The sequence below is a fragment of the Rhodococcus sp. EPR-147 genome (assembly GCF_001647185.1).
Taxonomy (GTDB): domain Bacteria; phylum Actinomycetota; class Actinomycetes; order Mycobacteriales; family Mycobacteriaceae; genus Rhodococcoides.
Genome location: NZ_LVCU01000500.1, coordinates 1 through 11,649 on the forward strand (window position 1 = coordinate 1; position 11,649 = coordinate 11,649).

Genomic DNA, 11,649 nt, shown 5'->3' on the forward strand with positions numbered 1-11,649 from the left:
GTCCCTTCGGTGCGACAGCAGCCGCGAACCTGCGGGTGGTCAGTGCGAGCTCGTCCGGCGGCACCTGCAGGAAGTGCACCGACACCAGATCGAACGCCGCGGCCGGGGGAGTCCACTCCAGAACGTCTTCCTGACGCCATTCCACCTCAAGTGTCTGCGGCTCCAGAGCCTGCTGCGCCGCGCGAGCCCGGCCGAGGGCGACATCGGAGATGTCGACGCCGGTCACGTTCCAGCCTTCACCGGCCAGCCACAGGGAGTCCGCACCTTCACCGCAGCCGATGTCCAGTGCGCGACCCGGAGTCAGCTCGGACGCTTCCTGTACCAACACGGCATTGGGATTGCCGCTCCAGATGGTGGTGCGCTGGTTGTAGAGGTCGTCCCAGAACGCCTCGTCGAAGGCACCGTTCTCGAAATCCGGTTCCACGTGGGCCCCGTCGGCGGAATGAGTGTGAGTATGTGTGTGGTCGGCCATGGTTCGAGACTGCCCGCTGCCAGGCCTTCACGCAAACATCGTTGCTATTTCGGCAAAATCTGGTGCTGGGTAGAGTGATGCTCCATGACCGAACAGGAACGTGAAGTGCTGACATGGGCGACGTTCGGGGACGCCTCGCGTGACCTGACCGAGAAGATCGTCGACGACGGGTTCGTCCCGGACATCGTCATCGCGATCGCTCGCGGCGGACTCATTCCCGCGGGTGCGATTTCCTACGCGATGGGCGTCAAGGCGGCGGGCACCCTCAATGTCGAGTTCTACTCCGACATCGAGGAGACCCTGCCCGATCCTGTTGTCCTCGAACCGCTTCTGGACACCGACGCAATCGTCGGAAAGAAGTTGCTCGTCGTCGACGACGTCGCCGATTCCGGCCGCACACTGGCTCTGGTCATCGACCTACTGAAGGTGCATACCGCCGACGTGCGATCGGCCGTGATCTACACCAAGCCGAGAACCATTGTGCAGCCGGATTATTCATGGCGTGAGACCGACAAGTGGATCAATTTCCCATGGTCCACGTTGCCGGTCATCACCTGAGTTATTCGCTGGAGACGTCGATCAGCACCTTGCCGACGGTTCCGTTCTCGACGGCGTCGTGTGCCGCTGCGGTCTCGCTCAGCGAGAACCGATGCAGCGGTAGGCCGGTGGCCTCGCCCACCTCGAGCACGCCCGCTGCTGCCGCCGCGCTGACGTCCGCCTCGGCGTTGCGAAGAGCTTCGTCGCCCACGGTGTAGAGGAGGACGAACTGGTAGCGCGTGTTGAGCACCATGTTCGGCCGAACGTCGAGGGTCACTGTGTCGCCGCCATTGTTGGCGTACACCGCGATCGAGGCGCGGTTCGCTCCTACGGCAGCGTTGAGTGCGGCGTTCTGTGCGGGAGCCACCTCGACGATGAGATCGATTCCGGCAGGAACCAATTCACGAATTTCGGCGGCGGCATCGCCGGTCTTGTAGTTCACCACGTGGTGCGCGCCCGCGGCGGTGGCCAGTGCGCCCTTCTCCGGCCCGCTGACCGTCGTCACCACGGTCGCGCCCGCCCAGCGGGCCAACTGGATCGCGGCATGGCCGACGGCACCGGCACCACCGGCGACCAGAACCGACTTGCCGTCCAGCGCGCCTGGGTGCAGCCGCGTGGGTCCGTCCTCGGAGACGGTCAGTGCGCGGTGCGCCGTCATCGCGGGCACTCCGAGGCTTGCGCCCACGTCGAATCCGACGCCATCGGGCAGCCGAACCACGCGGGAGGCAGGAAGGATCGAGAAGGACTGGGCGGTACCGGTCGGGCGCTGATGTTGGGCCAGGTAGACCCAGACGCGATCTCCGACGGCAAGCCCCTCGACATCGGGGCCGACAGCGTCGATCACTCCGGCGCCGTCCTGGTTCGGTACCACCTCGTCGAACGCCAAGTTCTCACCCGGCCCGGAGCCGGTCCTGTTCTTCCAGTCCGTCGGATTGACGCCCGAGACCACGATGCGGACCCGAACTTCGCCTGCGGCCGGCTCGGTCACCTCGCGATCCTTCAGTTCGAGGACGGACGAAGCGCCGGTGCGGGTGTACACAATCGCTGGAGCAGTCATATCCGGTCCAACGCGCTCGGACCGCCCCGATGTTCCCTGCGGGCGCATCGGGGGTATGCATGGGTGGTCATCAGTGCTGTCACAGGAGAAACGGATCGCATGAATCACAACGAACTGCTCACCGACGCGTTCGGCCGAATCAAGGAACTCGTCCACTCGGTATTGGACGACATCCCCGCCGCAGCGTTGACCTACCGGCCCGACTCCGAGGCAAACAGCATCGCGTGGCTGCTGTGGCACCTGACGCGGGTGCAGGACGACCACATCGCCGGAGTGGCAGGCAGCGAGCAGTTGTGGAACTCCGACTCGTGGTTCGAGCGCTTCGGTCTCCCGTTCGACCGGTCCGATATCGGGTACGGCCAATCGTCCTCCGACGTCGCTCATGTCACCTCGAGCGCCGACTTGCTGCGTGAGTACCACGACGCCGTGCACTCGAAAACCGTTGCCTACCTGAGCAGTATCTCGACCGACGATCTGGACCGGATCGTCGACGAGAACTGGGACCCGCCGGTCACGCTGGGTGCACGGCTGGTGTCCGTGGTGTCCGACGACCTTCAACATGCCGGGCAGGCCTCGTACGTTCTCGGCCTGTACACCCGGCAGGCCTGAGAATCAGGCGTAGACCTTCTGCAGATTCTCCAGCGTCTTGCGAATGTTGCGACGCTGGAACTGCGGGAACGTCTTACCGCTGGTGACGATCTTGTCGAACACGAGCGCCAGCGCGTCGGGCCACTTCGTCCGGTCGTCGGTCCAGGTCTCGGTCACTTTCGTGCCCCCTGCGACCGGTTCGAAGTCGTATCGCCAGGTTGCGTTCGCGCCCTTGATCTTCGGAGCGCTCTTGCCGATGGCGTGGACGCGGAACTCGAAGGTCTTGCCAGGCTCGGCCGCGGTGACGGTGCAGCGAGTGACCCACTTCGCTCGGCCGCGCTTGTTGGTTCCGTCGAATACCATTCCCACGTAGGCACTCTCGCGGGGTTCGTGGACGGTGGCACCTCTGTTCTCCGGGCTCCACTCACCCATGCGCGTGGGGTCGCTGATCGCGGCGTACACAGTGTTCGGATCGGCAGCGACGACGATGCTGTCCGAGACGGTGAGTTCGCGGCTCATGACGAGGCTCCCTTGCGGGCGTTCTTGCCCAGGCCGGGGTGAATGCGAGTGAGCATGGGCACCAACACCGTTCGCGGGGTGATCTGCGCGAAGATGGACCCGACGCGGTTGGCCGCTCCCGGAATCGACACCATGCGCCCCTTGGTCATGTCGTCGACGGCAGTCTTGGCGACTGTGTCCGCCTCGACCCACATGATCGGCGGAAGTGCCTTCTCGGCATCGTCTTTCGCGAACCCTGCGGCCTCGCCGAATCCCGTGTGTACCGGTCCGGGGCACAGCGCGGTGGCCGTGACGCCGGTTCCACGCAGTTCACCGGTCAGCGACTGTGTGTACGAGAGCACGAATGCCTTGCACGCGCCGTAGCCGGCCTGTCCGGGCAGAGGTTGGAACGCGGCAGTCGAGGCAACGTTGAGCAGTGCGCCGCGTCGGCGCTCGACCATGCCGGGGAGGAACCGGGTGCACAGGTCCGCGACGGAGACCACGTCGACCTCGATCATGTGCATCTCAGCGTCGGGGTCGGACTCTGCGACGGGTCCGAGGGTGGAGAGTCCGGCGTTGTTGATCAGGATGTCCGGGATGAGACCGAGTTCGGTGATGCGGCCGAGCAGTTCGGCGCGAGCGCTGCGGTCGGAGAGGTCTGCTGCGAGCACTTCGGCTCGGACTCCCCGTGCTCGGATCTCCTGTGCCAAGTCTTCGAGCTTGTCGGCTCGCCGAGCGACGAGGGTGACGCCGTAGCCCCGAGAGGCGAGTTCGCGGGCGATGGATGCCCCGATGCCCGAGGACGCTCCGGTCACGACGGCGGTCCGGTCGGGTGCTGGACGAGGAAGGCTCATGCGACCCACCGTAGCGAATGGCCGCCGGGCAGCGCATTTGAACGGAACTTGTAGGTTAGCCTAGTCTTACTTTGATTCCCGCTGGTTCGTCGAGAGGTAACCATGTTCTCAGTGTCACCGGCCGGTCGACGCACTGCCGGCCGTGCAACCCTGCTGTCCACGCTTGCCGTGGCAACCCTGGTGGTGGCGGCGTGCTCCTCTGCCGATACTGCCGAGCCCGAACAGGACGGCGGCGGTGACTTTGCCACTGTCACCATCGATTCGGCTCTGGGTCAGGCCGTCATCACCGAGAAGCCGGAGCGCATCGTCACTCTGGGGCAGGGCTCGGCCGAGACGGCGATCGCGCTGGGCACCGTGCCCGTCGGCGTCGAGGAGTACTCATGGGGTGCCGACGACACCGGGTATCTGCCGTGGGTTCACGACGCGGTGACCGAGTTGGGTGCCGAACTTCCCCAACAGTTCACTGGTGGAACCGAATTGAACATCGAAGCCGTTGCTGCCCTCGAACCCGATCTGATTCTGGCCCCGTGGTCCGGCGTCACACAGGATCAGTTCGACAAGCTGAGCGCATTCGCACCGGTGGTCACGTACGAGGAACAGCCGTGGACGATCACCTGGGAAGACCAGATCACCGTCATCGGCAAGGCCATGGGGGAGGAGCAGAAGGCGGCGGACGAGATCGAGAAGATCAAGGGCCGCTTCGCCGACGCCACCAGCGAGCACCCCGAATATGCCGGGGTGAGTTTCTCGTACATCTACAACACCGGGCCGGGGACGCTCGGAGTGTTTCTTGCCGACGAGCAACGCGTCGCCATGGTGCGAGCTCTCGGGTTGCAGGTCGATCCGGTGGTGAACACGCTCGACGAAACCGAGGGCACCGACTCGGCGGTCATCGGGTTGGAGAACGCGAATTTGTTGAACGACTCGGACCTGATCTTCACCTTCTACTCGGACCCGCAGAACCGCACCGACACCGAGAATCAGCCTGCATACAAGCAGATTCCGGCTGTGTCCCGCGGTTCGGTCGTTGCGCCGACGGATCAGTCGTTCGTCACCGGATCGTCCATCATCAATCCGCTGACGGTGCCGTGGGCACTCGAGCGATATGTGCCGATGATCGACGAGGCGATCGCGACACTCGACGCAAACTAGGTCAGTACACCTCGCGCAGTCGTTCCTGTTGCAACACCCGCTCGAGGTGATGTGACACGACCACGGTGACCGATCCGTGCTCCACTCGAATCGGCCTGTCGAACAATCTCTTCCAGCCCCGCACCGGTGTTTCGGTGCGGGGCTGGAGTGGTCTTTGGGCGGGTTCAGGCGATGTGGGGGCCTGCGCGGGCGTGTGATGGTCTGGGTTGCCGGTAGGGGTCGACGGTTGCTGGCGGTACGAACCACGGGTGGTTGTCGGTGCCGATGAACACTTCCCAATCGGAGTGGTGCATGAGGCGGTGGTGGAACCCGCACAACAGAACCAGATTGTTCATGTCGGTGGGGCCGCCGTCGCCCCAGTGCCAGATGTGGTGTCCTTCGGTCCAGGCGGCGGGTTTTCCGCAGCCGGGGAATGCGCACCCGTGATCGCGGGCGGTGAGGGCTTTTCGTTGTTTGGCTGTGATGGTGCGTGCGGTGCGGGCGAGATTGAGCGGGTTGCCGTTCTCGTCCATCACGATCGCAGTGAGAACACAGTCGCAGGCGAGTTGGCGGGAGGTGTTGCGGGAGAGCGGTCCCATCCACGGCAGCCAGCCGACCGTGGTGCCGTCGCCGAACAGGTCCCGATACGCGCCGCGATCAGCGGCAGCTCCCGCAGCCTTGCCGGCCTCGGGTTCATCCGCCGCGTCCGGTTCTGCCGTGTCGGGGTGCATCGGTGCGCCGGTGTTGATGTCGACCGGATCGACGGGGTCCGTGTCGGTGTCGGTTTCGGTTGCTGCGCGTGAGGTTTCGTCGTCGGTGATGTCGTCTTCGCCTCCGTAGTTCTGGAGGTCGGTGAGGTCCTGCAACCGGATGTGCAGGTTCAGGTGCGGGCGTTCACCGCCTTCGATGGGGCGATCCCTGGAGGCGAGGTATTGGTCGAGGATGTGGCCGAAGGCGTCGGCTCTGCGTTTGGCGGGGCTGCGCTGGTCTTGGGTGCCGTCGGCGGCGGGGTGGGGTTCGGTCAGCGGGGAGAGTGCAGTGAGCAGCTTTTCGCCGGTGACAGCATCGAAATCGCCTTTCAACACCAGCCGCCCGTTGAGGGTTGTGGAGGCGAAGAGTTCGTTGCGGTCGGTGTTCTCGGCAGGTGGTTTCTTGGTGCCGAAGCTGTCTTCGAGTCGGGTGATCGCTGCTCGGATCCGGCCGGTGCGTGCGTCGGGTCCTGTCGCAGATTTGATCAAGGCTGCGCGGGCCATGTCGCGACCCTTTTCCGGCAGGTTCTCCGGTGGGGTTTCGGCGAAGGTGAGGATCAGCGCGGCGTGATCGACGGTCATCACGCCGGTGTTCACGGCGTCGGCGATGTCGGGAAACGCAGCCATGCCGCGGGCGAGGGCGACGATCTTGGTGGCTTTGGACGGTGAGAGCAGGGTGGTGGAGGTCAGCCAGCCGGCGGGTCCGGGGAAGCCGAGTTTCTCCCGTGAGACGCGGGTGTCGATCTCGGCGACGAGAGCGATCCGCCTGGCTTCCAACAACTGGATCTGATGGGAGACCGCGGTGGCGTCGGCGAGCAGTTCGCTCTCGCTCAGTTGCCAGATCTCCGTGGTCATGGAAGCAAGTGTATCGAACGTGTGTTCGACCGGCAACCATAGTGCAATCGAAAACTATTGCCCTGCATAAGGATTCGAGAATCAGAACATGTCGGTGACGTGTGATAGGAGCGCGGATCCCGTTTCCAGGTAGCGACCGCGGCGGCGATCTGTCATAGATCGCAACGCTCTCGAAGTTCGGAAATCCTTGGTTCAGGCATCCGGCGCGTCAGTACACCTCGCGTTGACGCTCCTGTTCCAGCACCTGCTCCAAGTCGCTCAATCGGTTCATCGACGACACCTGTCGCGCCGTGCGGTGATTGAGCGCCAACATCTCGCGGTGTCGGTGTACGAAAGCCCAGTAGCCGGCGGTGAAGGGGCAGGCGTCGTCGCCCAGTCGCTTTTTCGGGTTGAACTCGCACGGCTTGCAGTAGTCGGTCATGCGGTTCAGGTACGCCCCGCCCGAGGCGTACGGCTTGGTGGCGATCACCCCACCGTCCGCGTGTTGGCTCATGCCGATCACGTTCACCGGCATCACCCAGGCGAACCCGTCGACGAAAGCCGTTGCGAACCATTCGGTCAACGCTCGCGGGTCCCAGGCGTGTTGCAGCGCAAAGTTTCCCAGGATCATCAGTCGTGGGATGTGGTGCACCCACCCGCGATCACGCACACCGTCGACGGTGCTGGACAGGCATTTCGCCACCACGGCATCACCGTCCAACTCCGTCAGCCAATCCGGTAGCGGCTCATGGGCGTCGAGCTTGTTGCGCTCGAGATACTCCGGCCCCAGATGCCAGTACAGATGCCACACGTACTCGCGCCAGCCGAGGATCTGCCGCACGAACCCTTCGACGCTCGCCAAGGGGGTGCCGTCGCGATGCGCGTCCTCGGCAGCATGCGCCACGTCCAGCGGTTGCAGCAGACCCAGGTTCAGTGGCACCGACAGCAGCGAGTGCGACATCGTCCAGTCGTCGGCCATCACGGCGTCCTCGTACTTGCCGAAGTCGTCCAAGCGGTAGTTCACGAAGTGCGCCAACGCATCCGACGCCTCGGCAGCAGTCACCGCGAACACTCGTGGCCCGTCCACTCCGACGGTGTCGAGGTCCCAGTCGTCGAGGTCGGCGCGCACCTGCTCGTCGATCGCGTCCTCGGTCGGCCACCACGGTTCTTCGACTCCGAGCGTCAGGCGTCCCTTCGGCGGCGGTGACTGATTCTCGGCGTCGAGGTTCCATTTTCCGGAGACCGGTTCGGAACCGTCCATCAGTACCCCGAACTTCTTGCGTTGCTCGCGGTAGAACGTCTCCATCCGAAAGGTGCCGCGCTCGGCTGCCCACTCCGCGAAATCGGCGCGGGGAAGCGCGAACATCGGCGTCGGCAGAATCTCCGAGACCAAGCCCTCCTCGTGCAACGTGGCGACGAACTTCTCCGCCGCGTGCGAGGTGGGCTCGAACACCACCACGGGCTTGCCGTATTCGGCCAGCGCCTCCCGGTACGTCTCGGTCTGCAAGTAGGTGACGCGATCACCCAACTCGTCGGCGAGGTGCCGCATCCCCGACAACACGAGATGCAGCTTCTGTCGGTGGTATCTCCGACACCGGAACACGCGCCGGGACTCGATCATCAGCACATCCCGATCCGCGTGCTCGTCCACGGAGTGAAAGTGCGGGCCGAGCTGATCACCGAACAACCACAGAGCGTCCATTCCCGGAGTGTTCTCCCGCAGCGACGAAGGCAAACCAGCGTCCGGCACATGGCCGGCCGGTGAACACTGTGGCCGACCCAGGCGCGCCTTACTTGACCACCGACCATCCATCGCATGGACTGACCCGATGCACGCTGAGTCTGCGCTTTCCAGAAGGACGTTTCTTCGCTCGTCGTCGGTGGCCGTCGCGGTGGCCGGAGTCGCCACGACACTGCCGGCGATCGCCCACGCGCAGGGCAGCGACCGCGGCTTTCTGCACGGGGTGGCGTCGGGAGATCCGTTGCCCGACGCGATCGTGCTCTGGACCCGCATCACCCCCGCGCCCGACGCCACCCCGGGCTCCGGCGTCGGCCCGCAGGTATCGGTGACGTGGCGTGTTGCCCGCAGCGCGGACATGGGTGACATCGTCGCTTCCGGAACCGTCGAAACCGGCCCCGCCACCGACCACACCGTCAAGGTCGACGTCGACGGACTCAGCGCTGACACCACGTACTTCTACGACTTCCGGACGAGCGACGCGGCATCGGCCGTCGGGACCACGCACACCGCACCGGCCAACGACGCCGATATCGATGCGATGCGTTTTGGCGTCGTCTCGTGCTCCAACTGGGAGTCGGGCTACTTCGGCGCGTACCGGCACCTGGCCGCCCGCGGAGATCTCGACGCCATCGTCCATCTCGGGGACTACATCTACGAGTACGAAACCGGCGGATTCCCGGGCCGCGACGGGGTGATCCGGCAGCATTCGCCCACCCACGAGATCGTCACCCTTGCCGACTACCGTCAGCGCCACGGCCAGTACAAGTCCGATCCCGATCTGCAGGCCGCGCACATCGGCGTGCCGTGGATCTGCACGTGGGACGACCACGAATCCGCCAACGATGCCTATGACACCGGCGCGCAGAACCACACTCCGGGCACCGAGGGCGATTGGTCCACCCGCAAGGCCAATTCCGAGCAGGCGTACTACGAGTGGATGCCGGTGCGGGCGGCGGGCACCGCAACCAACCGTCACCTGTACCGTCGGCTGCGGTTCGGCAACCTCCTCGAATTGTCGATGCTGGACCTACGCACCTACCGTTCGCAGCAGGTGTTGCCGTTCAACGGGCCCGAGGTCGATTCGCCCAACCGGACCATCACCGGCGCGGAGCAGATGCAGTGGCTCACCGACGGCATCGTCTCGTCGCCGACGCAGTGGAAGATCGTCGGCAATCCGGTGATGATCACGCCCACTCTCATCCCGCCGCTGGACCGGGACGCGGCCAGGGCGGTCACCTCGCTTCTCGGGATCCCGGAGGGCGGTCTGCCGTACAACGCCGATCCGTGGGACGGATACACCGCCGACCGCCGCAAGCTGCTCGGGGCCATCGTGGACGCGGGCGTCGACAACACCGTCTTCATCACCGGCGACATCCACTCGGCCTGGGCCTGCGAGGTACCCCTCGACGCGGCGCAGTACGCAACCACCGAGCCTGCTGCCACGGAGCTCGTCGTCACCTCGGTCAGCTCGGCCAACATCGACGACCTGACGCGTACTCCGCCCCACACGCTGGGCCGGGTCGCCGAGGAGGCATTCAAGGCGCTCAACCAACACGTGAAGTTCGTGGACCTGGACAGTCACGGGTTCGGTGTCTTCGAGGTCACCAGGACGGCGGCGCGGATGGACCATTGGTTCCTCACCGCCAAGGAAGATCCGCAGACCGGCGTCTACTGGGGAGCGGGCTTCACCGTCGACTCCGGCACCCAGCGCGTCCGGGCGGCGGCACCGCCTGCCGGGTAACGCGCCATACTGGTCGGCGTGGCTGTACCGAAAATCGTCCTGTTCTACGTGTTCACTCCGCTACCCGATCCCGAGGCGATCCGGTTGTGGCAGCAGACGCTGGCCGCGTCGAACAATCTGACCGGACGCATCCTGATCTCCGAGCACGGCATCAACGCGACGGTGGGCGGTGACGTCGACGACGTCAAACGGTACGTCCGCGGCACCCGCAGCTATCCGGCGTTCAAGGCGGCCGACGTCAAGTGGTCCGACGGGCTCGGCAACGACTTCCCGCGCCTGAGCGTGCGGGTGCGCGACGAGATCGTCACGTTCGGTGCCCCCGGCGAGTTGAAGGTCGACGCCGACGGAGTGGTCGGCGGCGGTAAACACCTGAGTCCGCAGCAGGTGCACGAGCTCGTCGATTCCCGCGGCGACGACGTCGTTTTCTTCGACGGGCGCAACGCCTTCGAGGCGAAGATCGGCAAGTTCAAGAACGCGGTGGTGCCCGACGTCGAGACGACGAGGGACTTCGTCTTCCAGCTCGATTCCGGTGCCTACGACCATCTGAAGAAGTCCCCGGTGGTCACGTACTGCACCGGGGGAGTCCGCTGCGAGGTGCTCTCTTCGCTGATGGTGGCCCGTGGTTTCGAGGAGGTGTATCAGCTCGACGGCGGAATCGTTCGGTACGCAGAAACTTTCGGCGACGACGCGCTCTGGGAGGGGTCGTTGTTCGTCTTCGACAAGCGGATGGCGCAGAACTTCTCCGACCACACCGCCGTCATCGGTCGCTGCAGTGCCTGCGGCAATCCGACGTCCCGGTACCAGGACTTCGACGGCGACGCCGGCCGTGGTCTGCGGTTGATCTGCCTCGACTGCGCCTAGAAAGATGCTGCCCTTCCGGGACGGTCTCGCTCCGCTCAGACTGCTTCTGCCGCATGGTGATTCGGTCACCACCGTCGTGGAGTATCTCGAACGTGAGCTGCCCGACGACGACTGGCGGCGGGCCATTCGCGACGCCGAAGTGGTCGACGAGAAGGGCAGGCCGATCTCCGTCGATACGCGGTATCGCGCCGGAAGTCAGGTGTACTTCTATCGCATTCCAGCGCAGGAGGTTCCGGTCCCGTTCGAGATCGGCATCCTGCACGAGGACGACGACCTGCTGGTGATCGACAAGCCGCACTTCCTCGCCACCATCCCGCGTGGTCGGCACGTCACCGAGACGGCGACCGTGCGACTGCGCAAGCAGTTCGACTGCCCCGACCTGACGCCCGCGCACCGACTCGATCGCGCCACCGCAGGGGTGTTGCTCTTCACCAAGACCAAGCATGCCCGACGGCCCTATCAGGAACTCTTCTCCTCCCGAAACGTCACCAAGGAGTACGAGGCGGTTGCGGGATTCGATGCAGCACTGGTCTTTCCGCGCGTTGTGCGCAGCCGAATCCTCAAGGAGCACGGGGTGATGACGGCA

At 64.9% G+C, this 11,649-nt stretch carries 12 protein-coding genes; 6 read left to right on the forward strand and 6 right to left on the reverse strand.

Annotated features, from left to right (window positions below; all coding sequences use genetic code 11):
• Positions 1-472 (reverse strand): class I SAM-dependent methyltransferase (locus A2J02_RS21460; RefSeq protein ID WP_068053289.1); only part of this gene is annotated, 472 nt, incomplete at its 3' end.
• An 84-nt stretch (positions 473-556) separates the two neighbouring features.
• Between A2J02_RS21460 and A2J02_RS21465 the strand changes: the two genes are divergently transcribed.
• Entirely contained in the window at positions 557-1,030 is a 474-nt protein-coding gene (locus tag A2J02_RS21465; protein WP_068053292.1) for a phosphoribosyltransferase, read from the forward strand.
• A 1-nt stretch (position 1,031) separates the two neighbouring features.
• On the opposite strand, the gene A2J02_RS21470 is transcribed toward A2J02_RS21465, so the two are convergent.
• Positions 1,032-2,066: an NADPH:quinone reductase gene (locus A2J02_RS21470; RefSeq protein WP_068053295.1), complete on the reverse strand. Its 1,035-nt coding sequence runs from the start codon at positions 2,064-2,066 to the stop codon at positions 1,032-1,034.
• A 99-nt stretch (positions 2,067-2,165) separates the two neighbouring features.
• Here A2J02_RS21470 and A2J02_RS21475 point away from each other — a divergent pair, with 99 nt between their 5' ends.
• Positions 2,166-2,675 (forward strand): mycothiol transferase, encoded by a 510-nt coding sequence (locus A2J02_RS21475; protein ID WP_068053323.1) that lies wholly within the window; start codon positions 2,166-2,168, stop codon positions 2,673-2,675.
• 3 nt (positions 2,676-2,678) lie between these two features.
• Here A2J02_RS21475 and A2J02_RS21480 read toward each other — a convergent pair whose 3' ends face one another.
• A complete protein-coding gene (locus A2J02_RS21480) occupies positions 2,679-3,173 on the reverse strand; it encodes an SRPBCC family protein (protein ID WP_068053298.1) in 495 nt (164 codons plus the stop codon).
• Positions 3,170-4,006, reverse strand: a complete 837-nt coding sequence (locus tag A2J02_RS21485; protein WP_068053301.1) for an SDR family NAD(P)-dependent oxidoreductase — start codon at positions 4,004-4,006, stop codon at positions 3,170-3,172. Before A2J02_RS21485 ends, A2J02_RS21480 begins: the two co-directional genes overlap by 4 nt.
• A 102-nt stretch (positions 4,007-4,108) precedes the next feature.
• Here A2J02_RS21485 and A2J02_RS21490 point away from each other — a divergent pair, with 102 nt between their 5' ends.
• A complete protein-coding gene (locus A2J02_RS21490) occupies positions 4,109-5,158 on the forward strand; it encodes an iron-siderophore ABC transporter substrate-binding protein (protein ID WP_068053303.1) in 1,050 nt (349 codons plus the stop codon).
• A 164-nt stretch (positions 5,159-5,322) separates the two neighbouring features.
• Here the strand turns inward: A2J02_RS21490 and A2J02_RS21495 are convergent, their stop codons facing one another.
• Positions 5,323-6,741, reverse strand: coding sequence for an HNH endonuclease signature motif containing protein (locus tag A2J02_RS21495; protein ID WP_068053307.1), 1,419 nt, complete (start codon positions 6,739-6,741; stop codon positions 5,323-5,325).
• A gap of 208 nt (positions 6,742-6,949) precedes the next feature.
• Positions 6,950-8,422, reverse strand: a complete 1,473-nt coding sequence (locus tag A2J02_RS21500; protein WP_068053313.1) for a cryptochrome/photolyase family protein — start codon at positions 8,420-8,422, stop codon at positions 6,950-6,952.
• 127 nt (positions 8,423-8,549) lie between these two features.
• Between A2J02_RS21500 and A2J02_RS21505 the strand changes: the two genes are divergently transcribed.
• The 3 genes from A2J02_RS21505 to A2J02_RS21515 all read left to right on the forward strand — a co-directional run.
• On the forward strand, positions 8,550-10,202 hold the full coding sequence (locus A2J02_RS21505) for an alkaline phosphatase D family protein (protein ID WP_068053316.1): 1,653 nt from the start codon (positions 8,550-8,552) through the stop codon (positions 10,200-10,202).
• Positions 10,203-10,220: 18 nt separating this feature from the next.
• Positions 10,221-11,063: an oxygen-dependent tRNA uridine(34) hydroxylase TrhO gene (trhO, locus tag A2J02_RS21510; RefSeq protein WP_068053319.1), complete on the forward strand. Its 843-nt coding sequence runs from the start codon at positions 10,221-10,223 to the stop codon at positions 11,061-11,063.
• 4 nt (positions 11,064-11,067) lie between these two features.
• Positions 11,068-11,649: pseudouridine synthase (locus A2J02_RS21515; RefSeq protein WP_068053321.1), on the forward strand; the 582-nt coding region annotated here is incomplete at its 3' end.

Coding starts and splice junctions, on each gene's coding strand:
- A2J02_RS21470 (WP_068053295.1), bottom strand. CDS start 2,066: ATGACTGCTCCAGCGATTGTGTACACCCGCACCGGCGCTTCGTCCGTC.
- A2J02_RS21505 (WP_068053316.1), top strand. CDS start 8,550: ATGCACGCTGAGTCTGCGCTTTCCAGAAGGACGTTTCTTCGCTCGTCG.
- A2J02_RS21465 (WP_068053292.1), top strand. CDS start 557: ATGACCGAACAGGAACGTGAAGTGCTGACATGGGCGACGTTCGGGGAC.
- A2J02_RS21490 (WP_068053303.1), top strand. CDS start 4,109: ATGTTCTCAGTGTCACCGGCCGGTCGACGCACTGCCGGCCGTGCAACC.
- A2J02_RS21480 (WP_068053298.1), bottom strand. CDS start 3,173: ATGAGCCGCGAACTCACCGTCTCGGACAGCATCGTCGTCGCTGCCGAT.
- A2J02_RS21485 (WP_068053301.1), bottom strand. CDS start 4,006: ATGAGCCTTCCTCGTCCAGCACCCGACCGGACCGCCGTCGTGACCGGA.
- A2J02_RS21500 (WP_068053313.1), bottom strand. CDS start 8,422: ATGGACGCTCTGTGGTTGTTCGGTGATCAGCTCGGCCCGCACTTTCAC.
- A2J02_RS21475 (WP_068053323.1), top strand. CDS start 2,166: ATGAATCACAACGAACTGCTCACCGACGCGTTCGGCCGAATCAAGGAA.
- A2J02_RS21495 (WP_068053307.1), bottom strand. CDS start 6,741: ATGACCACGGAGATCTGGCAACTGAGCGAGAGCGAACTGCTCGCCGAC.